The 26,633-nt window shown below is 44.6% G+C and carries 27 protein-coding genes; 19 read left to right on the forward strand and 8 right to left on the reverse strand.

Annotation, left to right across the window (positions count from 1 at the left end; all coding sequences use genetic code 11):
• The first annotated feature begins 95 nt into the window (after window positions 1–95).
• Both H8K33_RS07565 and H8K33_RS07570 read left to right on the forward strand, forming a co-directional pair.
• Window positions 96–734, forward strand: coding sequence for a class I SAM-dependent methyltransferase (locus tag H8K33_RS07565; protein WP_186890365.1), 639 nt, complete (start codon window positions 96–98; stop codon window positions 732–734).
• 3 nt (window positions 735–737) lie between these two features.
• Window positions 738–1,172 (forward strand): hypothetical protein, encoded by a 435-nt coding sequence (locus H8K33_RS07570; RefSeq protein ID WP_186890366.1) that lies wholly within the window; start codon window positions 738–740, stop codon window positions 1,170–1,172.
• A gap of 9 nt (window positions 1,173–1,181) precedes the next feature.
• On the opposite strand, the gene H8K33_RS07575 is transcribed toward H8K33_RS07570, so the two are convergent.
• Entirely contained in the window at window positions 1,182–1,670 is a 489-nt protein-coding gene (locus H8K33_RS07575) for a WbuC family cupin fold metalloprotein (protein ID WP_222613329.1), read from the reverse strand.
• Window positions 1,667–2,050, reverse strand: a complete 384-nt coding sequence (locus H8K33_RS07580) for a nucleotide pyrophosphohydrolase (protein WP_246443393.1) — start codon at window positions 2,048–2,050, stop codon at window positions 1,667–1,669. The genes H8K33_RS07575 and H8K33_RS07580 overlap by 4 nt, the downstream gene beginning before the upstream one ends.
• A gap of 344 nt (window positions 2,051–2,394) precedes the next feature.
• Between H8K33_RS07580 and H8K33_RS07585 the strand changes: the two genes are divergently transcribed.
• Entirely contained in the window at window positions 2,395–3,177 is a 783-nt protein-coding gene (locus tag H8K33_RS07585) for a phasin family protein (protein WP_186890368.1), read from the forward strand.
• A 98-nt stretch (window positions 3,178–3,275) separates the two neighbouring features.
• On the opposite strand, the gene H8K33_RS07590 is transcribed toward H8K33_RS07585, so the two are convergent.
• The 5 genes from H8K33_RS07590 to H8K33_RS07610 form a co-directional block, all read right to left on the reverse strand.
• Window positions 3,276–5,531, reverse strand: coding sequence for a molybdopterin cofactor-binding domain-containing protein (locus H8K33_RS07590; RefSeq protein WP_186890369.1), 2,256 nt, complete (start codon window positions 5,529–5,531; stop codon window positions 3,276–3,278).
• The gene (locus H8K33_RS07595) at window positions 5,528–6,007 is read right to left on the reverse strand and encodes a (2Fe-2S)-binding protein (protein ID WP_186890370.1); all 480 of its coding nucleotides are present in this window, start codon (window positions 6,005–6,007) and stop codon (window positions 5,528–5,530) included. Before H8K33_RS07595 ends, H8K33_RS07590 begins: the two co-directional genes overlap by 4 nt.
• A gap of 126 nt (window positions 6,008–6,133) precedes the next feature.
• Window positions 6,134–6,859 (reverse strand): DUF4124 domain-containing protein, encoded by a 726-nt coding sequence (locus H8K33_RS07600; RefSeq protein ID WP_186890371.1) that lies wholly within the window; start codon window positions 6,857–6,859, stop codon window positions 6,134–6,136.
• 88 nt (window positions 6,860–6,947) lie between these two features.
• Window positions 6,948–7,715: a class I SAM-dependent methyltransferase gene (locus tag H8K33_RS07605; protein WP_186890372.1), complete on the reverse strand. Its 768-nt coding sequence runs from the start codon at window positions 7,713–7,715 to the stop codon at window positions 6,948–6,950.
• 159 nt (window positions 7,716–7,874) lie between these two features.
• Complete coding sequence (locus tag H8K33_RS07610) at window positions 7,875–8,729, reverse strand: HDOD domain-containing protein (RefSeq protein WP_186890373.1); 855 nt, start codon at window positions 8,727–8,729, stop codon at window positions 7,875–7,877.
• Window positions 8,730–8,971: 242 nt separating this feature from the next.
• Between H8K33_RS07610 and H8K33_RS07615 the strand changes: the two genes are divergently transcribed.
• The 11 genes from H8K33_RS07615 (at window position 8,972) to H8K33_RS07665 (ending at window position 17,644) form a co-directional block, all read left to right on the forward strand.
• Window positions 8,972–9,343, forward strand: a complete 372-nt coding sequence (locus H8K33_RS07615) for a hypothetical protein (protein WP_186890374.1) — start codon at window positions 8,972–8,974, stop codon at window positions 9,341–9,343.
• A gap of 75 nt (window positions 9,344–9,418) precedes the next feature.
• On the forward strand, window positions 9,419–10,153 hold the full coding sequence (locus H8K33_RS07620; protein ID WP_186890375.1) for a flagellar brake protein: 735 nt from the start codon (window positions 9,419–9,421) through the stop codon (window positions 10,151–10,153).
• A 3-nt stretch (window positions 10,154–10,156) separates the two neighbouring features.
• Entirely contained in the window at window positions 10,157–10,780 is a 624-nt protein-coding gene (locus tag H8K33_RS07625) for an alpha-ketoglutarate-dependent dioxygenase AlkB family protein (protein ID WP_186890376.1), read from the forward strand.
• 239 nt (window positions 10,781–11,019) lie between these two features.
• Window positions 11,020–11,376 (forward strand): LiaI-LiaF-like domain-containing protein, encoded by a 357-nt coding sequence (locus tag H8K33_RS07630; protein ID WP_186890377.1) that lies wholly within the window; start codon window positions 11,020–11,022, stop codon window positions 11,374–11,376.
• Window positions 11,377–11,463: 87 nt separating this feature from the next.
• Window positions 11,464–12,168 (forward strand): LiaI-LiaF-like domain-containing protein, encoded by a 705-nt coding sequence (locus tag H8K33_RS07635; RefSeq protein WP_186890378.1) that lies wholly within the window; start codon window positions 11,464–11,466, stop codon window positions 12,166–12,168.
• A gap of 61 nt (window positions 12,169–12,229) precedes the next feature.
• A complete protein-coding gene (locus H8K33_RS07640; RefSeq protein ID WP_186890379.1) occupies window positions 12,230–13,288 on the forward strand; it encodes a sensor histidine kinase in 1,059 nt (352 codons plus the stop codon).
• A 31-nt stretch (window positions 13,289–13,319) separates the two neighbouring features.
• Complete coding sequence (locus H8K33_RS07645; RefSeq protein ID WP_186890380.1) at window positions 13,320–14,051, forward strand: LytR/AlgR family response regulator transcription factor; 732 nt, start codon at window positions 13,320–13,322, stop codon at window positions 14,049–14,051.
• A gap of 78 nt (window positions 14,052–14,129) precedes the next feature.
• Complete coding sequence (locus H8K33_RS07650) at window positions 14,130–14,945, forward strand: ParB N-terminal domain-containing protein (protein WP_186890381.1); 816 nt, start codon at window positions 14,130–14,132, stop codon at window positions 14,943–14,945.
• 197 nt (window positions 14,946–15,142) lie between these two features.
• Window positions 15,143–15,889 carry a peptidylprolyl isomerase gene (locus tag H8K33_RS07655; RefSeq protein WP_186890382.1) on the forward strand — a complete coding sequence of 249 codons (747 nt, stop codon included), beginning with the start codon at window positions 15,143–15,145 and terminating at the stop codon, window positions 15,887–15,889.
• Between the two features lie 191 nt (window positions 15,890–16,080).
• Window positions 16,081–16,590, forward strand: coding sequence for a DUF1993 domain-containing protein (locus tag H8K33_RS07660; protein WP_186890383.1), 510 nt, complete (start codon window positions 16,081–16,083; stop codon window positions 16,588–16,590).
• 235 nt (window positions 16,591–16,825) lie between these two features.
• Window positions 16,826–17,644: a DUF2726 domain-containing protein gene (locus tag H8K33_RS07665; RefSeq protein ID WP_186890384.1), complete on the forward strand. Its 819-nt coding sequence runs from the start codon at window positions 16,826–16,828 to the stop codon at window positions 17,642–17,644.
• Window positions 17,645–17,669: 25 nt separating this feature from the next.
• Here H8K33_RS07665 and ribA read toward each other — a convergent pair whose 3' ends face one another.
• Window positions 17,670–18,302, reverse strand: a complete 633-nt coding sequence (ribA, locus tag H8K33_RS07670; protein ID WP_222613331.1) for a GTP cyclohydrolase II — start codon at window positions 18,300–18,302, stop codon at window positions 17,670–17,672.
• A gap of 464 nt (window positions 18,303–18,766) precedes the next feature.
• On the opposite strand from ribA, the gene H8K33_RS07675 reads away from it, so the two are divergent.
• From H8K33_RS07675 to H8K33_RS07695, 5 genes are read left to right on the forward strand one after another with little or no spacing between them, the layout of a single operon-like run.
• Entirely contained in the window at window positions 18,767–19,594 is an 828-nt protein-coding gene (locus tag H8K33_RS07675; RefSeq protein WP_186890385.1) for an ABC transporter permease, read from the forward strand.
• Window positions 19,584–20,960: an ABC transporter ATP-binding protein gene (locus H8K33_RS07680; protein ID WP_186890386.1), complete on the forward strand. Its 1,377-nt coding sequence runs from the start codon at window positions 19,584–19,586 to the stop codon at window positions 20,958–20,960. The genes H8K33_RS07675 and H8K33_RS07680 overlap by 11 nt, the downstream gene beginning before the upstream one ends.
• A 23-nt stretch (window positions 20,961–20,983) precedes the next feature.
• On the forward strand, window positions 20,984–24,193 hold the full coding sequence (locus H8K33_RS07685) for a glycosyltransferase (RefSeq protein ID WP_186890387.1): 3,210 nt from the start codon (window positions 20,984–20,986) through the stop codon (window positions 24,191–24,193).
• Window positions 24,190–25,215, forward strand: a complete 1,026-nt coding sequence (locus H8K33_RS07690; protein WP_186890388.1) for an acyltransferase family protein — start codon at window positions 24,190–24,192, stop codon at window positions 25,213–25,215. The genes H8K33_RS07685 and H8K33_RS07690 overlap by 4 nt, the downstream gene beginning before the upstream one ends.
• Window positions 25,212–26,243 carry a glycosyltransferase family 2 protein gene (locus H8K33_RS07695; protein WP_186890389.1) on the forward strand — a complete coding sequence of 344 codons (1,032 nt, stop codon included), beginning with the start codon at window positions 25,212–25,214 and terminating at the stop codon, window positions 26,241–26,243. The genes H8K33_RS07690 and H8K33_RS07695 overlap by 4 nt, the downstream gene beginning before the upstream one ends.
• Window positions 26,244–26,633 lie beyond the last annotated feature (390 nt).

Here is a 26,633-nt window from a genome sequence, read left to right on the forward strand (position 1 = left end):
TGCAGTCCGCCACAAGTGATCGTGTAATATTTATCAGTAAGATTTTAGATTGCTAAACATGCGCCTTCATCTCATCAAATTCTTCAGGTTGATTTATGCACGAAGCCAGTAAAGCCCTCACTCGCCGTCTACACGATAGTCGATTCGTCACCCGCTACTTCGTTGGCAATGGTATCGACATTGGATGTGGTCCGGATCCAGTTAGCCAATACGCAGAACAATTCCCTTTGATGCAGCAGGTCAAAAATTGGGATATGCCAGATGGCGATGCACAATATCTGGCAAGCATCACCGATGAAAGTGTCAACTTTGTTCATTCCAGTCACTGCCTAGAACATATGCGTAACCCAGAAATTGCGATGCAAAACTGGTTACGAGTATTGAAACCCGGCGGCCACATGATTATCACAATCCCAGACGAGGATTTATATGAACAAGGGAAGTTTCCATCGACATTCAATACTGATCACAAATGGACATTTACCTTACACAAGCAGAAAAGCTGGTCACCAAAATCCATTAATTTGCTCGACTTCCTTGCAAAATTTTCAGACTTTGCACAAATCCTCAAGCTAGAGTTACTTGATGCAAGTTATCGTTATCAACTTGGACGTTTTGATCAAACGCTAACGCCGGTCGCAGAAGCGGGAATTGAGTTTATTTTGCGTAAATGGACGGAATCAGAAATTCAACAGGCAGGACGCTTCCCATTGCTACCTCAAACGAGCCTATAAGCTATGCATAAAATTCATGGCGAATGGGAAATCAGCGTCATTCGGCAAATTATTGTCCGCAGCACTGCGGGTGTGTTTAATGAAGAAGGAACACTGGCGGCATTCAAAGAATTTCAAGAGAAAGCACCGATTACAGCTCCTTGGGCTGGCTTGACGAATGCAGAAAATTGGGAAATGTCGAGTGCTGGTAGCTTGCAACGTATCTCTGCCATGCGCGACTGGGCTTTTGCACACCAATGCCAAGCATTAGCGATTGTCATGCCAAATAAACTCAAAAAGAAAATCTACCAAACGCAAACTGGTGAGTTTGGTGAAGATAAAGTCGCCTACTTCTTTGAACTTGCGCAAGCCTGTGAATGGCTAACTGGCAAAGGTTTTGCGATTTCAGTTGATGAATATCCACATCAAGACTTTATTGCCAGAACCAAACCCGCCTAATCAATTACCTCAATCAGCACAGCCGTCAAAATGTTTTAGCATGTACTGCAAAAAGTCGGCAGCTGCAGAATCCGTCTCAGCGGGTGCCCACGCAGCACGTTCTTGCGCACTGATCGCGACATAAGGGCCTGCTTTCGCTTCAAAGAAAATCGATCCTGGCGACAACGCCACCATGCTATGGAAAGTACCGATAGGAATGTGAATGCCGATATTCTCGCTCATTGGTGCTAACACAAAACGCTGCACAACGACACCATTCGCATCGAACAGCAAAACACCAATGCGACCAGCAATCACAACCAGCATTTCATCCTTCTCCTGTGCCAAATGACAATGTGGTTGTACATATGTGCCCGGCTCTAGCGCATTTAACAAACGATGACATGCAGATTCGTTGCTCGCATGAAAATTATGATTTTTTCGTAAACGCGGACTTTGCTTTGCTTGCGCCGACAAGTCATCCAAACTTTGTCGATTGATCATGTGTACTTGCATCATGAGGTACTTTCTTGCTGTAGGTGAAATTCAGTATATTTTTGCGCAGAGCCACGAGCACTTTGAATCGGATACTTCTGCGCATTCAATTGTATTTTCTCGTCGGCAGCAGCAATTAAATCGACTTGCAGCCGATCTGCCAGCATGACCAGATAATTCAACACATCAGCCATTTCATGCCGAATCGCAGTTTGCATCTCGGCACTTAACTCCTCAGATTCACCTGACTTCAACCACTGAAACGGCTCCAAAAGTTCCGCTGCTTCCACTGCCAATGCACTCGCCAAATTTTTAGGTGTATGAAACTGTTGCCACTCACGTTCTGCAGTAAAGAGACGCAAACGATCTCGTAATTGCTGCAAGTCTTGAATTTTTTCCAACATCGTTTTATCCATTATCGTGTTTTACGCAATGTCGGGCATTTTACGCTGGAATAGCAAGCATCTTCACGAAGCTTGCGTTCAATCAAATACTCATGCTGCATCAGTGGGAATATTGGATTGAACGCAGCTTATCTTAAGCAGATAATTTCTGTATTCATATGAAAGCACTTCTTAGGAGAAGAGTTGCGCCTTCCGCATGGCAACATAAATATCCAAACAAGACTCGCTATTTGCCAATTGAGCCACTACAATTGGCGATGTTGCGATGCCGCATATTTTAACTTAAGCATGCAGTATCAAACTCAAACGACTTTCTAAGCTCAATCCATCACCAAGGAGGAAATATGATTTTCGTATCAAACCAACTGACGGCAAACCCGATGCCAGAACTTGAACAGCAATTGGCGGCATACAATAATCTGACGCAATCCTTGAGCGAAGAGTTTGATCGTGCACATGAATTGCAAGCGCAAGCGCTACAGACCACATGCGAAAGTTGGAGCGAATTTTTCGTCGATCTAAGCCAACTTAAAAATCCACAAGAATTTTTCTTACGATTTTCTGCACAAACGCACGTGGTAGCGGGGCAAAGCCAGCTGTATTTGCAAGAACTGGTCAACTTAGGTCAACAAATTCAGCAAAAAATATTTGCCTTAGGTCAAACAATTTCACCTATGATGGTGGAAACTATTGTAGCGGTCTCCCCAGCAGAAAATAAAGCGCCCTTACCTCAAGCTGATAGCAAAATCATGAAAGATATCAACCCGGTAAAAAAAGCAGTCGTAACAAGCAAGACAAAAAACAAAATTAACGCAGCAACTGTGGAAATCAAGGCCACAGATCTAACTCCTAAAACAAAAACCGTAAGAGTTGATGTCAAGGATAATAACAATCTAGCTGCAATTGATATCCCAACACCAAAGGTTAGAAAAGTGAAACCAAAAACATCAGAAACAACTTCAGCCGTGCAGGCAGAGGTCGTCACCACACCAGTCAAAAAATCAGCCGTAGTCGGATTACCTTCCAAACCAGCAGTCAAATCAGGCTTTGCCGGTGCAGCAGGTCAACCTGAATTTAAAGCGAAGAGCAGCAAAGCAACTGGTGCAAAGAAACGCGTGCGTCAATAAAAACCTTAAGAAGCCTAAGCCGAATCAGCAAAGCATTCTTAAAAATAAAAAATCCGACATGAAAACATGTCGGATTTTTCATTTATACAATTCAAACTTTATGACCAGCGCAAATCATTACGAGACAATGGCAACTGACGTACTCGCTTACCAGTTGCAGCAAAAATAGCATTACACACCGCTGGCGCCAATGGTGGAAAAGCCGGCTCTCCAAGTCCAGTAACAGGGAAATTACTCTTCAAGAAATGTACATCGATCTTCGTTGGTGAATCTGGCATACGCAGCAAACCATATTCACCAAAATTGCCCTGCACAATGCGACCACGTTGTATATCGAGTTCAGGGAACATTAAGGTGCTGATACCATCAATCACGGAACCTTGCACCTGATTTTCTGCACCACTCATATTCACGATTTGCGAACCGATATCAGTGACTACCACGACACGATCAACTTTTAATTGACCATCTTTGGACACGGTAACCTCGGCGACTTCGGCAATATAACCACGATGACTAAAATGGAAGGCAATGCCCTGACCTTGACCGCGCGGGAACTTACGTTTTCCCCAGCCTGATTTCTCAGCCACCATCTTCAACACATTACGCATCCGAGTGACATTGTAGGGCTGCCCACGTTCACCAGTGCCTTGCATCACATCTTTATCGCCAAGTATCTCGAGACGGAATTCAAGCGGATCTCGATTAGCCGCATGCGCCAATTCATCGATAAAACTATGGAAGACCCAAGCAAACACATTGCTACCCGGTGCACGCCATGGTCCCATCGGTACGCCTGTTTCCATCGGTGTTTGTTCTAATAAACAATTTTCTACCCAACGTCCCGGGAATTCATCACCCGACAAACTAGCACCACTGCCAGGCTGCAGCACACTTTTACCATCGCGCGTCACACGATTAGCAAAGGTGACAAAGTGATTATGCCAAGCACTGAGCTTGCCTTTTGCATCAACACCACCACGCAAGAAATGGAAGCCACCAGCGCGGTAATGATCGTGACGCATATCATCTTCACGTGACCAAGTCAGCTTCACTGGTGCTTTAACTTTCATCGCAATTGCCGCTGCTTCAATCACATAATCGGCACTTAAACGACGACCAAAACCACCACCACTACGGGTCATGTGCAAAGTGATTTTTTCTTTGGGAATTTTCAAAACATTGGTAACAATCGCTTGACCTGCTGCTGGATTCTGAGTTGGCACCCACATTTCTAAGCTACCATCTTCTGGCTTGTACCAAGCAGTACAATTTTGCGGCTCAATACTCGCGTGAGAAATAAACGGATAGCTATAACTGGCTTCAACTGTCTTCGCAGCATTGGCTAAAGCCGCGTTTACATCACCATCTTTGCGCAGATTAATGGTGCCGGCTTGCTTCGATGCAGCCACCGCTTTTGCACTAAAATCATCCCAGCTTTCATTGACGACTTTACCTTCATCCCACACGACCTTTAATTGCTTACGCGCGCTAAAACTGGCCCAAGTCGATTCCGCAATAATCGCCACACCAGGCATCAAGCCATTCAAGTTATCTGTACCTTCGATAATGAAAGCGTCGCGCACACCAGGCAAAGCCTTGACGGCTTCCAAGTTCGCACTGACCACTTTGCCACCAAATGCTGGACATTTTTCATACACTGCGTACAACATGCCGGGTAACTTAACGTCAATACCAAACAAAGGTTTGCCAGTGACGATTGCTGCATTATCGACACCACCGATACGACTACCGATCAACGTATACTTAGCAGGATCTTTTAACTTAATTGTCTTCACATCAGGAACAGGCAAAGTCGCCGCTTTACTGACCAGACTCGCATAAGTTGCCTGACGCTTGCTGGCTTTATGAATGACTTTGCTCTTCTCTGCATAACATTCTTCGGCTGCGACTTTCCAAGTTTGCGCCGCTGCTTCAATCAACATCGTGCGCGCTAATGCGCCGAGTTTTAAGAATTCATCATAGTTCAATGGCGTCGATAAAGAACCACCAGCGAATTGATTACCATACGCAGGATTTAAATCGCCCTGCACAATCTTCACATCTTTCCAATTCACTTCCAGTTCTTCGGCGATGACCATAGGCAGCGATGTTTTAATCCCTTGCCCGATTTCTGGCTGCTTAGAAATTAACGTGACGCTACCATCGGCAGCAATCTTGATCAATGCACTTGGCGTAAACGCAGCGCCATCAACTGGTTTAGTCACCGATTGTTCTGCATTCGCACCAGCAGTCCAAAAACTACCCAACACCAAAGCACCGGCTCCCGCACCACTCTGTTGTAAAAAATCACGACGGGAAGAATTTGCTAATTCCAAATCAGATGTTTTCATTTTTTACCTTTCTGAGTACGCGCAATTTCAGCAGCACGATGAATGCCAGCACGAATACGCAAATAGGTCGCACAGCGACACAAATTACCCCCCATCGCAGCATCGATGTCTGCATCACTAGGATTAGGATTATCTTTCAATAGTGCGGCTGCACTCATCATTTGTCCGGCTTGGCAGTAACCGCATTGCGGCACATCAAGTTCTTGCCAGGCTTGCTGCAATGGATGCGAAGCTTTAGGATCAAGACCTTCTATCGTCGTCACTTTTTGACGACCAACGCTGGACACCGGCGTCATACAAGAACGCGTTGGTACGCCATTAATCTGTACCATGCAAGCACCACACTGACCCACACCACAACCATATTTGGTACCGCTTAACTCTAAAGAATCTCGCAAAGCCCAAAGCAAAGGGGTATCCGGAACGACGTCTAGCGACTTTGCTGCGCCATTCACGGTCAAGCTATATTTAGTCATACAAGCTCCTGTTTTTCAGAAACGAAACATTAATCATTTTTAAGTAAGCAGCAAATCTATTTCACATCAAGCAATAAATACTTGCATCGCTCACATTTCTCGTATTGCTTAACTCTGCGCAAGCTCTCATTGCGCACAAATTTGCGTCACTTCTTTTTCCAAATCACGTTTTTGTTGCTGCAAACTCTGCATCGTTTGCGCATCCGCTCCAGCACGCAAATTCGCCTTCACGATTTCTAATTGATTTTTCAGATTAGGGCATGGCAAACGTTTTTTCGCAGCCACAACTTCAGCTGGCTCAGAATTTTTTTCTAAGGCCATTTCTTTGTTTGCGGTCGCGGACTTGTTGGCTGCAGCTTGAACTGCAGATTTTTCTGCCGCTTGCAGAACCTGTTGCGCCATACGTAAGGCTTGCACATTATCGGCATCGGCCACGATACCCAAACGCCTGCCCACATCTTTTTCGTCCATACAGTTTTTTTCGATATTCGCTCGTATGTCGCTAGCGTTCCCGCGCACCGCGTAAATATCAGCAATCAACTGACTTTGTGCAGCGCTATTTGACTTCGCTAATAAATCATCTTTCTGCGCCCCCGCTTCGCGCATCCAAATGATTTTCTTCGCTTCTTCGCCACGACGCTTACAGGCTGCATCAACCATCGGCTTAGACTCACTCGCTGTTTGCGTCGCAATTTTCGCAGTGCCGATGACAACACCTTGCTGCCCATTTGCACAAGGCTTATCCTGATAGCTAGTGCCGCATCGATACATGGTTTGTGCTTGCGAGACTGAAGGCATAAGGAAACTATGCATCAACACGAACAGCGAAAAAAACAGAACACGCTTAGGCATAGAAGGTATCCATCACAAATCGATCTGGTGCAAACAAAAAAAGCCCAAAAACGCGAAGGTCATTGGGCTTTCTATTTCATTGCAGAATTTAAGGCTTCACAAATTTCAACGTCATACGATCGCTCTCACCAATCGCCATGTACTTCTCTTTATCATTTTCTTTATTGCTTAACACTGGCGGCAATGCCCACACGCCACCTGGATGATTGGCGGTATCTTTTGGATTCGCGTTCACTTCAGATTTTGCCGCCAATTTAAATCCAACACTTTCTGCCAACTTAATGACATAGGCTTCGTGTACATAGCCACTGCTAGCTTTTGCATCTTGTGTAGCACTCACAGGCAAACGATGCTCAACCACACCAAAAACACCGCCAGGCTTCAAGGCATCAAAGGCACTTTGAAATACCTCTTTTGCCGCTGTATCGCTCGCACTGATCCAGTTATGAACATTGCGGAAGGTTAGTACCACATCAACGCTATTCTTCGGGGCATAATCGATTTTCTTGCCTGGCGCAAATTCACCATAGACAACTTTATCGTAAGTCGCTGGACTAGCATCTAAACGCGTCTTTAATCTTGCTCCCGCACCTGCCAAAATCAACTTACCATCTTTACGCACATACGGCGCAAGAATTTCTGTGTACCATCCACCACCTGGTGCCAGCTCAACTACTGCTGATTTTTGACTCACACCAAAAAACTGTAAAGTCTCGTAAGGATGACGAGCTGCATCACGCGTCACATTTGCTGGTGTACGTTGTTCGCCAGCAATAGCTGCTTTCAACGCATCACTTGCATAAACAAGCTGCGTACCTGCCGCAGTAATCGCCAACGCCATTAATAATTTTTTCATCGTTTCTCCATGTAGTTTTCGTTGAAATTGCCATTGGCAAATCATCAGAATTTACCAAGCATCTTGCTCAAACACAGCACCGCAATAACTGAACTTAGAGCAAGCAATCACCATTTAGTTCAGTCGTGACCCGGAATTTCTTGCCAAAGAAAGTATCCATCAAGCGATTACTTTTAAGATCTGTGCAATTTCCTGGCGTGTTTCCGTCATCAGTCTTACTGCTGACTCTTCATTTAAATCAAGATTTTTCAATGCAACTGGAACGGCATTCCAATCAACCTCACTCAAAGATTGTTTAACGAACCCCACATCCAGAAAATCTGCCGCAGCAACAACATCTGTCAATGTTGGACGACTATGCGGAGGGAGATCGTTGCGTTTTCTATCCATCACGGCTTCACGTATATCATCAGAAACTTCCCAACTTTCAAGAATCGCTGCGCCAATGTCGGCATGCCATTGGTCTATCAAATCCCACAAAGCCTCGTCCGAAGTAAATAAGCCCTGGTATTGATGCGCACGACTTAATATATAAAACTTACCAATATCATGCAGCAGCCCCGCTACCATCGCTTTATCTGCACTTAATTTGGTGCGGTTTCTGGCAATCACGTAAGACAATGCTGCTACCCGCATACTGCGAGTCCACAAGCCTTCCATTTGCTCAGATTTAGAGGTATTTTCCTGCTGATCTTTCAATTGCTTCATGCCGACAGAAATGGCAATATTTCGCACGACACTGAACCCCAGCAAGGTCACGGCAATTCTTAACTCTTCAATTTTTTTTGAACTACGATTAAACATGGCCGAATTCGACAACATCAAAACTTGGGCTGACAATACCGGTTCAGTGCTGATAATCCGGGCAACCTGTTCGCTGGCCATATCAGGATCATCCAAAGCATGACGAATTTTCATCGTTGCTTTTAAAGATGTTGGAAAGACCAAGTTACGAGACGATAGCTCCGCACTAAGTCCTTTGATAAATTCAAATTCAGATTCGCGTTGATTCATTGGTAAAAGTAGAATAGTTCATTCGTGTAGGTTTTTCTGAAGTTGCCATGGTAAAACAAATGCCTGTAAAGGTGTCCAATAAGCTGAGCAATTATCGAGAGAGCTTTGTTTTTTTGTGAAAAAACAAAAATTCACCACAAGTACGAATGAAATTGCTTTAAAAAGCCGATATTTCATTGGGATAAAAGAAACTTTCTGGTAACCTCACTAGCAATAATCAATTGCGGACAGGAGAATCCCTCATGTTTACCGAAGACGATTTTTTCGCCATCAGCAAATTTTTAAAATTAGGGGTAAAAATTGCGATGAAAAATCCGATGGGGCAACATCCCATTTTTTCTACCAGTTTTCCCAATCCTAAAGGTGGCATAGTCAAAATTGAAGCGAGTTCACTGTACGATGTAGAGAGAAAATTGCGCAATTTATTGGCTAGTGATGTTCCAGTCAAAACGAAATTAACACCATTTACTTATTTGGGAACCAATTTTGAAGGCGTTTTGTACTGCGTCAAAGGAACCAATGATTTTGTGGTTCAGGAAACCCGCAATCTGTTTGGCATGGAATCGAAAGCGGTCATCCGCAGCGCAGAACACTTTATCCAATTATTACAATAAATTGCTTAGAGAATTGATGATCAATCAATAAACCATGCAATTGAATCGTACATCTAGTTATAGCAAAGGAAGTTCATGGCGGCATCACTCAGCAATGAACAAATCGAGGAAAGATATTTTTTACTTGGTCAAGTAGAAATCCTCAGTGTTTTAAACGAACTCGCACACCGACGTGAGCCTGTTTCTGTCTATTTCAACAGCGGTCAACATTTTATTTTGAGCCTGATTTTATCGGCACGTCCAGATGGATTGGTGTTTGATTTAGGAGGAGATCCTAAATCAAACGCATTGCTGGAAAAAGCTGCCCAATGCGTGTTTATGGCATTTCCCGATGGTATTCGGGTACAGTTCACAGGCTTAGAGCCTCAGCGATTTACTTGGGGCGAACAAGATGCATTTTGGGTTCCTATCCCCAATCGTATTATTCGTCTGCAACGTCGAGAAAGTTATCGCAATTTACTGCCGATTGCGAATCCTTTTCGCGCAAAATTAAGTGATACTGATGGTGACTTAATCGCGAATTGGCCAATACATGATCTCAGCGTAGGAGGCTTTGGCGTAACCATCGATGGCGAACCAAAATTCAAAGTTGGCGATACCATACATCGTGTCTGGATCACACTCTCACCAAAATCAAATCTGCATTGCGCCGTGATCGTCAGACACATTACCCAAATTGACAAACACAAAGGGCTTCGATATCAAATCGGTTTTAGCTTCGTTGATTTGCCACGGGCGATGGATATTGCAGTCCAGCGTACGATTATCAATATCGAATATGAACGGCATCGTTTGTTGGGCAAAAAATAATCCATGCAAACGTCCTTATTTGATACCGAACAAGCTGGTGAACGTATTACATTAGAAGACGCCACCTTAGATTTTTATCCTGAATTTTATGCCAGTGCAGCAGCGAATCAACTATCTGATCATCTGCAAAACGCCACGCCATGGCGTCAAGAACAGATCCGAATTGCTGGATTGCCGCGTTTACAACCGCGTTTAAGTGCTTGGTATGGTGACACAGAAGCAGAATATACATACTCTGGCTTGCACCTAAAGCCCTTGGAATGGAGCGAGGAACTACGCCACATCAAACAAGCGATTGAGCAACACACTGGGCATCAGTTTAATAGCGTGCTACTTAATTATTACCGCGATCAGGAAGATAGCATGGGCTGGCACAGCGATGACGAACCGGAATTAGGGCCACAACCAGTCATCGCGTCTTTGAGTTTGGGTGGCGCTAGGGAATTCGCCCTCAAGCACAAATTTCGTAAAGAACTGCGCTATAAAATTGCCTTGTGCAATGGCAGTTTACTGATAATGTCGGGTGACACACAAAGCCATTGGCAGCACGCGATTGCAAAAGAAAAGTCTCCATGTCAGGCACGTATTAATTTAACCTTTCGACAAATCATCGCTAAGCAGTCGTGATCGCTGATGTATAGCCGATGCGTATTGAATTTGTGTTCAAAAGCTGTGATTCGCCGTCTGTTTCGCCATTCACCGATCCATTCCTGCAGTTCGCCGAATTCGGCATGACTTCTCACAACGGCTGTTTTATCTTATCGATGTGGCGCAACGCAATGCGCACTCAATCAACTAAAGCTGGTTGAATCCAAAGATCCAATTAATATCCGTTAAAGATCATTGCTACATCGAAAGGAAATATCATGTCAGATCAAACCACAATAACAACACGCAAAAACAAAGATAACTTCAGTTTCGGCATCATTCTGATTTTGCTAGGTAGCTTCTTCTTACTTGACCGCTTAGATTACATCAATGCCCGTGACTACTTCCAATACTGGCCAGCATTGATTGCCATTTCAGGATTGATATGTGTAGTTCGGGCGACAGGTGTTGCTGAAGTGCTCAATGGTTTGATGCAAATTGGTATCGCTGCTTGGTTATATGCCGTCACCCAAAAACTGTACGGTTTGACGTTTAGCAACAGCTGGCCACTGTTTGTCATCGCAGCAGGACTTAGCATGGTGATCAAATATTTTGCCGACAAACCAAACAATTGAAGTGATTCGTCGATAAATCAACGCAATCACTACATAAATCTACATAAACATTGAAATCGAATTCAATTCAAAAGACAGGATACCTTTATGAAAAACGTTAATCCACAACAACGCCTGATCCTCGGTGCGTTCATTATCGTCCTCGGCGCATTGGCTCTGCTCGATAACTTACAAATCTTTAATACCCGCGACCTGATTCAATTTTGGCCTACCGTATTTATCGTTGCAGGCGCAATCAAGTTATCGCAAGCAAATACGCGTTCTGGTTACATTATTGGTGGTGGATTGATTGCCGCAGGTGCGATCATCACACTTAATCGTATCGGCATCATCCATTTCCGCATGCGTGATTGGTGGCCAGTATTCATGATCGCTGGAGGTTTGGTAGTGATCTTTAAAGATAAAGCGAATGATATTTTTAGAGGTCTCAACAGCAGCACCATGAACAACGTGACAACTTCTAGCGATACACATTTAGATATCGTCGCCATTATGAGCGGTCATCAAGGCAATATCGCTTCTGGCGATTTCCGTGGCGGTGCGATTACTGCGATCATGGGCGGCGCAGAACTTGACCTGCGCAATGCGGTGATCCAAACTGAGGCAGTCCTCAATGTGACGGCATTTTGGGGTGGTATTACACTCAAAATCCCTAGTGACTGGACGGTAGTGAATAATGGTTTTGCGTTCTTGGGTGGAATCGATGATTCTAGTGTTCCATCAATGAATGCGAACAAACGTTTGATCATCACTGGCACCGCCGTGATGGGTGGCGTTGAGATAAAAAACTAACGCGTATTAATTTAGTCGCTAACGACGATACAACGATCATTTCTAGAAAAATCTAAGCAAGATGAATCCTATCTTATCCAATCTGCGTAATATCACGCTGACCTACGCAATTTGGTTAATGATAGGATGTTTACTGGCTGCACTATTAGTTTTGACAAACATCAGCCTGTGGGCTAATGCGCTGTTATTTGCGGTTCCATCGACCTTGGTATTTGGCAGCATATCGGCATCAGCTTACTATGTCGCACGATCTTTGCCGATGAAGAAACGTAGCTTCTTCGTTGTTGCCGGCGTGTTTGGCGGTACTGCTTTAATTTACGGCATCATCTGGGGAATATTATGCTTTTTCTGGAATAAGATCACTTTGTTATTCGATGAAAGTTGGGCTGGTATTGAAATGAATCAACACCTGGCAAGCCTTTTACTCATCTGTGGCACGCTGCTATATCTGCTATCGATTCTCGTCTATGACGTCTTGCTTGCACTTGATAACATCCGCCAAGCAGAACGGCGCGAAGCGGCTTCTGAAATGTTAGCACGCGATGCCGAATTACAAGTTTTACGCACGCAAATCAATCCACATTTCCTATTCAATAGCTTAAATTCCATCAGTGCACTGACCACCATAGACGCGGCAGGTGCGCGCGATATGACGATAGAGTTAGCACAATTTTTTCGACAAACTTTAGCGCTTTCTGAACAACAGAAAATCGCGCTTAGCGATGAGATCGCACTGTGCAATCATTTTCTGACCATCGAAAAAATTCGCTTTGGTAAGAAGCTACAAGTGCAAATGCGTATTGATCCAGATTCCGAAAATTGCTTGTTACCGCCCATGCTATTGCAGCCCTTGTTAGAGAACGCCATCAAACATGGTATCCGCGATTTGGTCGATGGCGGCACAATTGAGCTCAGTAGCAAAGTGCGCGCCCCATGGCTATTTGTGGCGATTGACAATCCTGTCGATACGCAGCCAAGCAGTGCGCAAGGAACAGGTACCGGTCTGAAGAATTTGCAAGCACGCTTGCGTAGCTTATATGGCGACAAATCACGCGTGGAATGGCGGATCGCTGAGCAAGTTTTCCGGATAGAAATTACCTTGCCTTTAGAACGCAGCTGACTTTTCAATTCATATCATCACACTTTCATCTATGAACACAAGCTTACGCGCCCTGATCATCGACGACGAAGAACTTGCACGTCGTCTGACAAAAGAATATTTGCGTCCACATACAGATATACAAATCATAGGTGAATGTGAAAACGGCATCGAAGCAGTCGATGCAATTACCGCACATCAACCCGATCTGATTTTTCTCGACATTCAAATGCCCAAACTCAATGGCTTTGAAGTGTTAGCGGCAACTGGACGCAAAGATGGCGTCATTTTTACCACGGCCTACGACCAATATGCGGTCAAGGCCTTTGATCAACACGCGATTGATTATTTACTCAAACCCTATTCACAACAACGATTTGATGATGCATTAAACAAGGCACGTAAATTATTAGGGCAAACTAATAACGCGGTGCAAGCGCTGATCACACAAACGAACGCAATGCCAGAGCGCCTGACGGTCAGAGACCGTGGGCAAACCCACGTGATCCCGATTGAACAAATTGATTACATTGAAGCGCAAGATGATTACGTACAGATTCACTTCGCCGGAAAATCTCTATTGAAAACCCAAAGTCTTTCAGATTTAGAGAAGCAACTCAATCCCGCTTTTTTTGTGCGCATACACCGATCTACCATCATCCGCCTTCAGGCACTTAAATGTCTGGAACGTGCTAACAAAGATAGCTATCAGGCCGTGATGCATAATGGCGTTGCTCTTCCGATTAGCCGTTCTGGCTATGACCGCATCAAAGGAATGCTGTAAAGTGCTGGTCTTTAGAAATTGGACAAGATCCAATCTCAATAAACCGCCTCCGCAGTTTAATGCGATCAATTAAGTACTATGAATATCATCATCAATCAAGAACTACGCGATTACATCGACCCACTCACAACCCAAGAATATCTGGCCTTAGAGCGCAGCCTGCTAAAAGAAGGATGTAGAGATGCCCTTGTACTATGGGGAGAAACGCTCATTGATGGCCATAACCGATACACCATCTGCCAGAAGCATCAGATCCCATTTCAAACCAAGCAGAATGATCATTTTCAGAGTATCGAAGACGTCATGCTTTGGATGATAGACAATCATCTCGCACGCCGCAGCGTATCTAGCTTTCAGCGCGGTGTTTTGGCATTACGCAAGAAAGAAATTATCACCACTCGCCGCAAAGAGAAGACAAGTAAAGAAAAAGCTGCTGAAGCTGAATTAGCCGCGAAAGAACCTGATCCCGTTTCAGTGGAAACACGCGATGAAATCGCCAAAGTTGCAGGACTGAGTAAACCAGCTGTAGCGCAAATCGAAAAGATTCGTAAAGCGGCAACCCCAGAACTGGTTGAAGCGATACGTTCCGGCACAATCTCAATCAACACCGCAGCCACCATTGCGTCATTGCCAAGCGAGCAACAAGTTGCCGCGGTTGCGGGTGGTAAAAAGGAATTGCAACAAGCCGCTCGTCAATTACGCCAAACTCGCACACCGAAAGTAAGCGTCGAACAAGAATCCGCAGGCGCTGCTCGCTCAGATGAATCTGCCAGCAACTCAGAAACACCAGCAGTTTCTGAGCTAGAACGCTTACGTGCAGAAAATCAGGCACTTAAATTACAAGTAGCAGAATTAAGCGCGAAGCTAGCCACAGCACAAGCAATGCCGGAATAAGGACAGAAAGCAATTGCGTAGAATGTCGATAAAATCTCGACAAAATGGGGGAAAACAGGCTTGAAATCGCCTGTTTTGCCCATAATTACGCAATGTTCTCAAAATTCAGTTTTACTTTTGTTTTGCTCTGGTTTAATTATGTCAATTAAATCAATTACCAATTTATCCACACCATTCATTTTATTTTTAGGATCATCATGACTATTCGCGTCAACGGCACCGAAATTAACGAAACAGCCATCAATGCTGAAATGAACCGTGCCCGCTCTGCTGGCCACCCAGAGGGCGAACAATTACGCGATAGCGCAATTCAAGAATTAATTTTACGTAATTTGATGATGGCTGAAGCGGCGAAGCTCGATATCAATGCAGGTAGCGAAGAAGAAATTATCGGTACATTGTTGCAGCAAGAAGTAGCATTTGACGAAGTGAACGAAGCGACATGCCGTACTTTTTATGAAGAAAATAGCGCAAGCTTTAAGCAAGGCGAAATGGCTGCAGCTAGCCACATTTTGTTCACCCCAGGCGAAGGACTAGCCGCTAGTTTAGTGAAAGCAAAAGCAGAAGGCATCTTGGCTGATTTACAAAAAAATCCAGCTGGATTTGAAGCAATGGCAAGAGAACATTCTGCTTGCCCATCTGGTAAAGAAGGCGGTGCTTTAGGTCAGTTTGGTCGCGGTCAAATGGTGCCAGAATTTGAGCAAGCAGTGTTTAGCACTGAGCCTGGCAATATCACGCCAGAATTGATCGAAACTCAATTTGGCTATCACATCATTCAAGTAACGGATCGCAAAGGTGGTGACTTAGTGAGTTTCGACGAAGTCAAAGAACGCCTGCAAGCTTATTTGACTGACATGGAAGGTCGTAAAGCGACTCATGCTTATCTTGCCAGTCTGGTCAGTGCGGCAACAATTGAAGGTTATGAATTGCCTGCTTTTGCCTAAGCCTAATTAAGACTATTTGAAGTTTGCTTAGTCATAAATTTGACCTAGTATTCACTAAAGCTTAAATTCAAAACCAGCACAAATTAGTCTGTATAGTCTGTATTTGCACAAAAAAACGCACAAAGCTTAGATCCTGTATGCTTTGTGCGTTTTTTCATTTCTGAACACAATTTCTCATTCAAAGGCACACCATGAGCACAACAATGTATTCAACTTCCATCCCTGTCTTCAAACAAATGTTAGGCAGCTTGCAAACCATTTTACAAAAGGCACAGGCACATGCTGCTGAAAAGAAAATTGAAGATCAAGTCTTTCTGCAAGCACGTTTAGCACCAGATATGTTTAATTTGATTCGTCAGGTACAAATTGCGGCCGATTTTGCTAAAGGTGTATCAGCAAGATTAGCGGGCGTTGCTGTACCAGATTATCAAGATACAGAGAACAGTTTTGAGGAATTGCAAACACGCCTCAGCACAACGATTGACTTTATTAGCAGCTTGGATGCAGCACAGTTTGAAGATAGTGAGAATCGCGAAATCGTCTTACGTCCTGGAACGCCGAAAGAGAAAAAATTAATGGGCAATGCCTATTTGCTTTCCTACGGCTTGCCGCAATTTTTCTTCCACGTCACGACGACTTATGCAATCTTGCGCCACCACGGTGTTGAACTAGGTAAGCGCGACTACATGGGTAATTACTAAACTGCAATGAGGTGCAAGGATTCCTCACCAAGAATCGCTGCATCAAAAAGACCCATCTCATAAAGGATGGGTCTTTTGATATTGATATCAGATCAAATTTTAACCGCTTATCAGAAATTCAGAACCATTCGCCTTATTTTGTCGGTAATTAGCTTGCTTTATCCTATATTGAAAGTATATTTTCAACTATTAAAATCATGCAAAGCTAATTTTTATCCATCAATAAGGTGAAGCGATGTTTTCTCATTTTCTCGATAAAGATTCAAAAACCATCCCCGAGTGCGAGACACGTAAATTATTTGATGCGGAAGAAGAATTATTCTTCAAACGTATGCAAAAAGCCTTGCCCAATTGTTTGATTTTTCCGCACGTCCAACTTGCCTCAATTTTAGAGGCGCATGTCAGTAATGAGAAAAAACGCCAGCTCATGCGGCAGAAGTTACAAGAACGCCATTTGGATTTTGGTATTTTCAACCAAGACTTAGAATTATTATGTGTGGTTGAACTAGAGCGTGAAGATACACCAAATCAGGATGAAGAATATCCCACCAAAAAATTACTTAAACGTGCAGGTATCAAATGCATACGCTGGAGCCGCGCGACATTACCTACTGCTGAACAAATTTTGCGCACACTGGCACCCTACTCTGAACTTGACGCGCCAAAAATAGAAACCAGCATGCAAACGATCGGTAAATTTTTCTTAGATGAAGATCTCAAAGATCCCATCAAGTTACAAGAAAAAGCCTTCACTTATGTTGAACACGGCAATCCTAATGCACTCTCTCTAGCGGCAATAAACCGGATTACGCCTGATAGCTTTATCAGAAATGAATATCCACACATCTGGCAGAAAATCTGTTTATTTGCTGGAGACCCGGGTTATTTGAAAAACTATTTGGAGTCCTTGTTTATTCAAAATCGCCCAATCAAAAGACGTGGTCTGCCTAAACATGTCGCCAATGAAGTGATTGCAATACAAGGTGAAAATGCGCGATTTGTCATTCCCAAAGCGCCGGATCCAGTTTGGGATCCGACTTTCTTGCACCGCTAGTATTCCTCAGATCTTGAGCGCTGATTTACAAATCGGGAACCAACATATGCCCAAGCTTACTTGCCTTGGTCGCTAGATAACGCTCATTGTATGGATTACGTGGAATAATCAAAGGCACTTGCTCTTCTACCTTGACTTGCATTCCTTGCAGCGCCGAAATTTTGCGCGGATTGTTGGTCATCAGTTTGACGCTAGAAATACCCAAGTGCTTGAGCATAGGATCACATAAAGAATAACTGCGCAAATCTGCAGCAAATCCTAAACGCTGATTCGCTTCAACAGTATCGGCACCATCATCTTGCAAGTGATATGCCTGCACTTTGGCCAACAATCCTATGCCGCGCCCTTCCTGGCGTAAATACAAAATCGCACCACGACCTTCGGCAGCAATTTTCTGCATTGCTAACTCCAGCTGCGGACCACAGTCGCAGCGCTTACTGAACAAAGCATCGCCAGTCAAACACTCAGAATGTATTCGCGCCAACACTGGCTCACCGTTAGCCACATCGCCTAAAGTTAATGCAACATGCTCTTTGCCAGTCGCTGGTTCGATAAACGCATGCATAGTGAAATTTGCCCAAGTCGTCGGCAAAGCACACGAATCCACATACAACAATGCCTGCTCTTCGGAATTCACAGGCAGATCCATACTCGACATAATTTTCTCACTGATTGTCTTCGGCCATTGCCAAGACCACAAAATGCCAGCCCTAAATAAACACGTGTAGGCGTGCTATTTAGATTATTTAAGGCGCTAAAACCAAGAGTATAAACGAGTCGAGCCAACTCGACCGAAACCTGGTTTGAGCTTGCTCACTAAATTAGCCAAAACCGGCAGACTTATTACGCTCAGATAAATTGCCATACTGCATTTATTTATATTTTTGAAATTATTTTTACATGTTTCCTAAATACCCACTATAATTCTTCGCCTATCTTAAAAACCATTTATTATTTGCATGACTTTTAAATAAAAAATTACGTCCTTATTTGGTCTGCTACATATATCAGACATTTCAACGACAGAACACCGCGAAATTTTCAACAATTGATTTTGTAAAATTAGCACGCTTCGTTCTGTATGCGCTTCGCACAATCATTCGAAAAAATTCCAAGTACCTGATGAATCCCCACGCAGCCCCCCAACTGTCACCTCTTCGTTTAATGTTGACAATCAAGACACATCGTAAGTTGATTCAGCATTTAATTCGACGCGAGATCATGATCCGCTATCAAGGTTCGATGATGGGATTATTGTGGTCATTTTTTAATCCGATTTTGATGTTGGCGGTGTACACCTTTGTGTTTAGCGTGGTGTTTAAAGCGCGCTGGCTGGGTGGCTCGGAATCAAAAACTGAATTTGCATTAGTGCTGTTCGCGGGCTTAATGCTATTTGGACTTTTTTCAGATTGCATCAATCGCGCCCCTAGTTTGATCGTCAATAACGTGAACTACGTTAAAAAGGTGATTTTTCCCTTGGAAATTCTACCGCTGGTAACACTAGGCGCCGCGCTATTTCATATGTCTATCAGCCTCGCGGTCTGGTTGCTGTTTTATCTCATTTTCTTTGGCGCGCCGCCACTGACTATCTTTTTTCTCCCGTTGATCTTGTTGCCGCTGATCTTTTTTAGTGTAGGGCTCACCTATTTATTGGCCTCACTCGGCGTCTATTTGCGCGATGTAAGCCAAATCGTCGTGGTATTGACTTCGGTATTAACTTTCTTGTCTCCCATTTTTTATCCGGTTAGCGCCTTGCCTGAGAATTATCAGTGGCTGGTGCAAATCAGCCCATTGACGCAGGTGATAGAGCAAAGTCGCGATGCCATGATTTGGGGCAAAGCTTTGGATGCATCCATCTGGTTCGCCTATTTATTCTGCTCGATGGTGATCGCTAGTTTGGGATTTGCCTGGTTTCAAAAAACACGTAAAGGATTTGCTGATGTCCTCTAATGCTATCGCGATCAGCGTCAAACAACTTAGTAAGCATTATCAAATTTATGAACAACCTGGCGATCGGTTGAAACAGTTTCTATTTCCTAAATTGCGCAATGTATTAGGTCAATCGAAAAAAGACTATTTCCGTGAATTCTCATCCTTACGTGGAATTGATTTCGAGGTAAAAAAAGGAGAAACGGTTGGCATCATTGGCCGTAATGGCTCAGGCAAATCGACCTTGCTGCAAATCATTTGCGGCACCTTGTCGCCTAGCAGCGGCGAGGTACGTACGCATGGGCGAATTGCCGCTTTGCTGGAATTGGGTTCGGGGTTTAATCCTGAATTTACCGGGCGTGAGAATGTGTATATGAACGCCACCATACTCGGTCTTTCCAAAGAACAGATAGACGAACGCTTTGAGGACATCGTTGCCTTCGCAGATATTGGTGAGTTTTTAGATCACGCCGTTCGCACTTATTCGAGCGGCATGTTAGTCAGGCTGGCATTCGCGGTGATCGTGCATGTCGATGCCGATATTTTAGTTATCGACGAAGCCTTGGCCGTTGGTGATGCTTTTTTTACGCAGAAATGTATGCGTTTTTTGCGCAATTTTATGAAGACAGGCACGGTCTTATTTGTCAGCCATGACACAGCGGCCGTCAAAAGCTTGTGTAGCCGTGTCATCTGGTTAGAAAAAGGCGAGGTACAAGAACAAGGTTCTCCTAAGGAAGTCTGCGAACTTTACCTGCAAGCTTTTTATGAGGCACAACAAGGCAAGAGTAGTAGCACAAAAATGAAACGAACGGCCATCGCTACGAGGGAATCTGTGGCTAGCCGCGACCAACGCTTGACCTTCGTCAACAACAGTAATTTGCGCAATGACTTACAGGTATTCGCTTTCGATCCCGATTCAAAATCGTTTGGTCAAGGCGGAGCGCAAATCACTGCAGTTGAATTTTACGACCAAGATGGTGCTGCTTTAACCTGGGTGGTCGGTGGCGAACAAGTGAGCTTACGTATACGAGCCATCGCACATACGGATATGGATGCCCCGATTATCGGTTTCACCGTCAAAGATAGTCGCGGACAAGCCTTGTTTGGCGACAACACCTATTTAAGCTACAGCGACTTCCCACCATTTTGCGAGGCTGGCAATCACATCGAAGCTGAATTCTGCTTCTTGATGCCAATACTTCCCGCTGGTGATTATAGCGTTGGTGTTGCCATCGCCAATGGCACTCAGCAAACACACATTCAACATCATTGGGTGCACGACGCTCTCAGTTTTAAATCAGAAGCAAGCAGTGTTGCCACTGGTTTGATTGGCATTCCTATGCTGCACATCAAGCTAGATCAAGCGCCAACTAAAGCAGTGGCTTAGAAAAAAGAATCGAAGAATATTTTATGAAATTTACTGGTGAACGTTTCGTGCCCGAAGTGCACGGCGATATCGAGCTAGAACATCGTCATCGTTATCTGCAAGCATGTACCCTCGCCAAAGGTAAGGTGGTACTCGATATCGCAAGTGGCGAAGGTTATGGCTCTGCCATGTTGGCAGAACATGCCTTACAGGTCATCGGAGTCGATATCTCAGAACACGCGGTCGCTCATGCGCAGCAGCGCTACCAAGGTGACAATCTCGAATATCGAGTTGGCAGTTGCGCTGCTATACCATTGGCCGATGCCAGCGTGGATCTATTAGTGAGTTTTGAAACCATAGAACATCACGACCAGCATCAAGAAATGATGCAAGAAATTCGTCGTGTATTACGCAAAGATGGAATCTTGCTCATTTCTAGCCCAGACAAAATGAGCTATTCCGATGTACCTGGTTCGCATAATGAATTTCATGTAAAAGAACTGTATCAACATGAATTCAAACAACTGCTAGAAGGCTACTTTGACAACATTACCTACTTTGGGCAACGCATACTTTTTGGCTCAGGTATTTTCGCGCAATCTGAAACCACCGCATTAAATAGTTACTGGCAGCAGGAAGACACAATTCAAATCACGTCTGGCATGGCTAAGCCACTGTATTGGATTGCACTTGCTTCCAATCAAACCTTGCCGCAATTAGAAGCGAGTTTTTTTGAAAAGCCAATCGAAGATGCGGATGTCGTGTCAGCGCTACATACTGCGGTAGAACATAGAGAAAACGACGTCGTTTTACACAAGAAATGGGTAGCACATTTAGAGAATGATATCGCGATTCACCAACAACGCACACTTGAATTGCAAAACAGCCTGCAAGAGCAGATAGAAAGCGTCCACAATGCAGCGACACGATTACAACAGTATCAGCAATCACAAGAAACGCTAGCAGCTGAACTCACAGAAATAAAATCGCTACATCAGCAATCGCAAGCAGAGGTCAAATCGCTGCATCAACAGTTAAAAACTTACCAGCAATCCGTCATCGATTACCGAATAGAGCTACAACAAAGTGCGAGCCGAGAAACCGAGCTTGGTCTAGAAATTAGCAACTTGCAAAATCAACTAAGCGCATTTAATGGCAAACTCGCAGGATTGACATGTGAACGTGACCACGCATTTGCCAACATCGCCGAAATACGTGCCAGCAGATCATGGCGTTGGAGCGCACCTTTGCGCGGCTTGCGTCGCCTTATTCGCGGCGAAACGTCGGTGATCAAGACAGCGAGCCGCGTCGTCTTGAGTCGCGCAAAAAGAATGCTTCCTAGACCTATCGTTCAATTCCTAAAAACGCTGCAAGGAAAGTTTTTAAATATCACCGCGATCATGCCGCATTCAAGTATGAATCAAGGCGCAATCGCGTCCATGGTGGCAGAGCGTTGCGCGGCGATGCAATTACCGATCTCCGTGTTCGTGCCGCCCGTGCTCACCGACGAACAATGTCCGCGCATCGATTTGAGTATCGTTACTTACAATAGCAGTCGTTGGATCGACAGCTTCGTTGCATCTCTACTCGCCTTAGATTATCCCAAGACCTTGCTCAGTGTATTTTTTGTCGATAATAGTTCTACTGATGACACGCTTGAGAAATTACAAACCAGCGCTCAAGTTTTATGTGTTCAAGGTATTGAGGTAGCTATTCAGGTCGCTCCCAATAATGGCTTCGGCGCGGGACATAATGTCGCCTTCAAAAAAGGCAGTGCCCCCTACTGTCTGGTGACCAATCTCGATCTGACTTTCGAAACGGATGCTTTGCGCCATGTGGTATCGACTGCGGTAGCAGATGTTGCTCACGCCGCCGCTTGGGAACTGCGCCAAAAACCCTACGAACATCCTAAATACTACGACCCTATCACCGGCAGCACGAATTGGAATTCTCATGCCTGCGTATTGTTACGCAGATCCGCCATACAAGCGGTTGGTGGTTTTGATGAGACCCTATTCATGTATGGCGAGGATGTCGAACTATCTTATCGCTTGCGTCGTGCCGGTCATGTTTTACGTTACTGTCCGCAAGCAGTCGTCTGGCATTTTACCTATGAAACCGTGGCGCAAGTAAAACCGCTGCAATACACAGGCAGTACCTTCGCCAATTTATATTTGCGCTTGAAATACGGTAATCGCTGGGATGCATTGGCAGTGCCATTACTAGGTCTGCGATTATTATTGGCGAACCAAGCCTACCCAGACTCCAGACTAGCTGTAGCGCGTAATCTACTACGTCTACTGACGCTAGTTCCAAAAATTTTATGGGCACGCAAGTCTAGCAACATTCAATTTCCATTCCGTGAATGGGATTATGAAATGATCAGGGATGGCGCCTTCATCGCACTGCAAGCCACGTCCAAGGTGACGCCTTTGGTCTCTATCATCACACGTACCTATCGTGGTCGAGAGCTGTATCTACGGCAAGCCGTCTTATCGGTCGCACGTCAAACTTATCCGAATATTGAACATATCATCGTAGAAGACGGCGGTGACAGCATGCAGATGTTGATTGATGAAATGCAGCCAGCCTTGCCTCGCATAGTAAGATATTTTGGATTAGCTAAATGCGGTCGCTCGGCCACTGGCAATCATGGTCTGCGTCAAGCCAATGGCCGTTGGTGTCTATTTTTAGACGACGACGACTTGCTCTTTGCTGATCACGTCGAAGTGCTGGTAAATACGATGCTGACTGAAACGCAGTCGCGTGCCGCCTATACTTTAGCGTGGGAAGTACCGACCGATAGTTCGCAATTAGCGCAAGGGAGCTATCGCGAAATGACCTATCAAGTGCCAACGCCTTTGCGGCAAATATTCGATTATGACGTGCTGCGGCACCATAATTTCATGCCCATACAATCGGTGTTATTTGAGCGCAGTTTGTACTTGGAACGCGGTGGTTTTGATGAGGATATGGATGCGCTGGAAGATTGGACGCTATGGGTACGCTATGCCCACAAAAATCAATTCACCTACGTTCCCAAATTAACTTCGCTATTTCGCGTACCAGAAAATGCCGAACAGACGCGCCAGCGCAGTGAGATTTTTGCTGCTGCCTATCCACTGGCATTAACCAGAAATAGCGTGAGAACAGAGGCGATAGATGCCATGTTAACTAGCGTCTCCGATGCTGAAAAAACGATTTCTGAAGCTTCGACAAGTCAGCCTGAACGTTCACTAGAGATACTCGCGTGAAAACGAACAACCTCAATTTCCTACGTCTGATCGCAGCGGGCTTGGTTTTATACGGCCATAGCGCTATTTTCTTAGGTCACCCCGAGCCACTTTTCTTATCATGGATGCCGCTGGGGCCATTAGGGGTAGCGATATTTTTTATCATCAGCGGCTACCTTGTTACCCAAAGCTGGCAGCAAGATCCGAACTTGCGACGATTCTTTATACGCAGGTGCTTGCGTATATTTCCAGGTCTAATCGTGTGCGTACTGTTCTGCATTTTTGTGCTGGGACCTTGGCTCACCAGCCTACCGCTTAAACAATATTTCGCACATGAGGCAACTTGGAATTACCTACGCAATATTGGGCTATACATTACTTTTTACTTGCCTGGCGTGTTTGAACATGGTCGCGTACCGAACGCGGTGAATGGCTCTTTATGGAGTCTGCCACTGGAATTTTTCTTGTATTTCGTAGTGGCGGTGCTAGGCCTAATTTCAACAAAAAAATGGATCACGATTGCCACATTTTTGACGTCAGCTCTGTTTTATTTATGTTGGGCGCAATCTGCTACAGAAATGTTGGTAGTGTATGGCACCGACCTGCGTCAGCTATTTATTAATGGCACCTATTTTTGGGCTGGCGCCGTGTTTTATCAATTAAATTTGAAACGCTATTTTTCTATCACCAGTGTGGTGTTGGCGGGTGTTGGTATCTTGTGTATTCAAACCAATTTTCCACAATATCTTTTTTTTGCTGGCTGGTTCCTGTTGCCCTTGATCGTGTTGGCATTTGGCTTGTCGACGAACGAGGTGTTAACGCGTATCACAGCAACGGGCGATTATTCCTACGGGGTCTACATCTATGCGTTTCCCGTGCAGCAAACAATCGCATTTTTCTATCCACATTTAAATTTTGGAACTTATGTAGCGCTCTGTATCGCAGTGACCTTGAGCTTCGCCATTCTCTCTTGGCATTTGGTAGAAAAAACAGCCCTTGCCTTTAAACCACGCAATCCAGCCTTTGCAGGAGTCTCCCCATGAAGGATGTTACCGTTGTCATTGTCAATTGGAATAGTGGCGCATTATTAGCAGATTGTTTGCAGCATCTCGCGTTGCAAACCGTCAAACCGAAGAAGATTGTTGTCATTGATAATTTTAGTAGTGATGATTCAATCGCTGGCATAAAGGAGTTTGAACATGTCGACATCTTACAGATGCAAAGCAATCTGGGATTCGCAGCGGCAAATAATTATGTGCTCCAACAATGCACAACTGAATTTATTGCACTATTAAATCCAGATGCGTTTCCCGCGCCTAACTGGTTAGAGAAATTGCTCTTAGCGGCCGAAACTTACCCCGAATCAGCTTCTTTCGGCTCGCGCCAAATACGTCATGAAAACACTCAACTCTTAGATGGCATTGGCGATAGCTATCATATGAGTGGACTGGTTTGGCGTACAGGCTATGGCGCACAGAATCTTGATCATAGTTTGAAGCCTCGCGAAATATTTTCACCATGCGCAGCTGCTGCCTTGTATCGCACCAAGGTGCTACAAGCGCTAGGTGGATTTGATGAGGATTTTTTCTGTTATGTTGAGGATATTGATCTTGGCTTCCGCCTCCGTTTAGCAGGACATAAATCTTACTATGTACCAGAAGCCAGTGTGCGCCATATCGGCTCTGCAACCACGGGCGGCAGCGGTAGTGATTTCTCGGTTTATCATGGACATCGAAATCTGGTCCACGCGTTTGTCAAAAATATGCCGGGAGCTTTGCTCTGCTTGCTACTTCCATTACATCTGCTATTGAATCTCGTCACGATTGCAGTCTTCACGCGCCGTGGTCAAGGTAAACTGATTTTGCGCGCCAAATGTGATGCGCTGTTGGGATTACGACGAGCATGGCGTAAACGTCAGCAAGTGCAATCCACACGAGTTGCAACTCTAGGTGAAATTTGGCGTGTTTTAGATAAACAATTTTTGCCTAAACGCCAGCAAAACCTGAGCGCAAAACCTAAACGAGTTGTATCTCGTCAATCGCCACGCTATCCATCCAAGATCGAGGGATGATGCTAAGTGGCTTTTTCGGTTCGACTCTTATTTGACTAAGGTCATAAGAAACTTGTTTTCTGAAACTTCTAGTTAGTCTCATATTGCTTACTTCACTGCCCAGGAATTACCTACGAATGCGTAAGCTACAAACGTGTTCCAGGAAACAATCAATGTGCATGGGTGAAACGACCAGGCACTATCAATAACACTTTCGATTCGCAACTTGCTTATACGTATTTGGCTTAACATTTACGCCAACTTAATGATGACTACTTCGATTTCTGTCACTCGCGCAAATGCGTATGCCGACCATTTTCGAGATTATTAACTGCTGCTCAATGACAAAGAAATTGGACGAATCGCTCATAGTGAGGCACGCATTTTTGACATTCCGCCAGGCACCCACAA

This window comes from Affinundibacterium amnicola, assembly GCF_014284275.1.
GTDB lineage: Bacteria > Pseudomonadota > Gammaproteobacteria > Burkholderiales > Burkholderiaceae_D > Undibacterium > Undibacterium amnicola.

What these genes read in the sequence shown, in the direction of transcription:
- H8K33_RS07565 (WP_186890365.1), top strand. Translation starts at nt 96, where the DNA reads ATGCACGAAGCCAGTAAAGCCCTCACTCGCCGTCTACACGATAGTCGA.
- H8K33_RS07570 (WP_186890366.1), top strand. Translation starts at nt 738, where the DNA reads ATGCATAAAATTCATGGCGAATGGGAAATCAGCGTCATTCGGCAAATT.
- H8K33_RS07575 (WP_222613329.1), bottom strand. Translation starts at nt 1,670, where the DNA reads ATGATGCAAGTACACATGATCAATCGACAAAGTTTGGATGACTTGTCG.
- H8K33_RS07580 (WP_246443393.1), bottom strand. Translation starts at nt 2,050, where the DNA reads ATGTTGGAAAAAATTCAAGACTTGCAGCAATTACGAGATCGTTTGCGT.
- H8K33_RS07585 (WP_186890368.1), top strand. Translation starts at nt 2,395, where the DNA reads ATGATTTTCGTATCAAACCAACTGACGGCAAACCCGATGCCAGAACTT.
- H8K33_RS07590 (WP_186890369.1), bottom strand. Translation starts at nt 5,531, where the DNA reads ATGAAAACATCTGATTTGGAATTAGCAAATTCTTCCCGTCGTGATTTT.
- H8K33_RS07595 (WP_186890370.1), bottom strand. Translation starts at nt 6,007, where the DNA reads ATGACTAAATATAGCTTGACCGTGAATGGCGCAGCAAAGTCGCTAGAC.
- H8K33_RS07600 (WP_186890371.1), bottom strand. Translation starts at nt 6,859, where the DNA reads ATGCCTAAGCGTGTTCTGTTTTTTTCGCTGTTCGTGTTGATGCATAGT.
- H8K33_RS07605 (WP_186890372.1), bottom strand. Translation starts at nt 7,715, where the DNA reads ATGAAAAAATTATTAATGGCGTTGGCGATTACTGCGGCAGGTACGCAG.
- H8K33_RS07610 (WP_186890373.1), bottom strand. Translation starts at nt 8,729, where the DNA reads ATGAATCAACGCGAATCTGAATTTGAATTTATCAAAGGACTTAGTGCG.
- H8K33_RS07615 (WP_186890374.1), top strand. Translation starts at nt 8,972, where the DNA reads ATGTTTACCGAAGACGATTTTTTCGCCATCAGCAAATTTTTAAAATTA.
- H8K33_RS07620 (WP_186890375.1), top strand. Translation starts at nt 9,419, where the DNA reads ATGGCGGCATCACTCAGCAATGAACAAATCGAGGAAAGATATTTTTTA.
- H8K33_RS07625 (WP_186890376.1), top strand. Translation starts at nt 10,157, where the DNA reads ATGCAAACGTCCTTATTTGATACCGAACAAGCTGGTGAACGTATTACA.
- H8K33_RS07630 (WP_186890377.1), top strand. Translation starts at nt 11,020, where the DNA reads ATGTCAGATCAAACCACAATAACAACACGCAAAAACAAAGATAACTTC.
- H8K33_RS07635 (WP_186890378.1), top strand. Translation starts at nt 11,464, where the DNA reads ATGAAAAACGTTAATCCACAACAACGCCTGATCCTCGGTGCGTTCATT.
- H8K33_RS07640 (WP_186890379.1), top strand. Translation starts at nt 12,230, where the DNA reads ATGAATCCTATCTTATCCAATCTGCGTAATATCACGCTGACCTACGCA.
- H8K33_RS07645 (WP_186890380.1), top strand. Translation starts at nt 13,320, where the DNA reads ATGAACACAAGCTTACGCGCCCTGATCATCGACGACGAAGAACTTGCA.
- H8K33_RS07650 (WP_186890381.1), top strand. Translation starts at nt 14,130, where the DNA reads ATGAATATCATCATCAATCAAGAACTACGCGATTACATCGACCCACTC.
- H8K33_RS07655 (WP_186890382.1), top strand. Translation starts at nt 15,143, where the DNA reads ATGACTATTCGCGTCAACGGCACCGAAATTAACGAAACAGCCATCAAT.
- H8K33_RS07660 (WP_186890383.1), top strand. Translation starts at nt 16,081, where the DNA reads ATGAGCACAACAATGTATTCAACTTCCATCCCTGTCTTCAAACAAATG.
- H8K33_RS07665 (WP_186890384.1), top strand. Translation starts at nt 16,826, where the DNA reads ATGTTTTCTCATTTTCTCGATAAAGATTCAAAAACCATCCCCGAGTGC.
- ribA (WP_222613331.1), bottom strand. Translation starts at nt 18,302, where the DNA reads ATGTCGAGTATGGATCTGCCTGTGAATTCCGAAGAGCAGGCATTGTTG.
- H8K33_RS07675 (WP_186890385.1), top strand. Translation starts at nt 18,767, where the DNA reads ATGAATCCCCACGCAGCCCCCCAACTGTCACCTCTTCGTTTAATGTTG.
- H8K33_RS07680 (WP_186890386.1), top strand. Translation starts at nt 19,584, where the DNA reads ATGTCCTCTAATGCTATCGCGATCAGCGTCAAACAACTTAGTAAGCAT.
- H8K33_RS07685 (WP_186890387.1), top strand. Translation starts at nt 20,984, where the DNA reads ATGAAATTTACTGGTGAACGTTTCGTGCCCGAAGTGCACGGCGATATC.
- H8K33_RS07695 (WP_186890389.1), top strand. Translation starts at nt 25,212, where the DNA reads ATGAAGGATGTTACCGTTGTCATTGTCAATTGGAATAGTGGCGCATTA.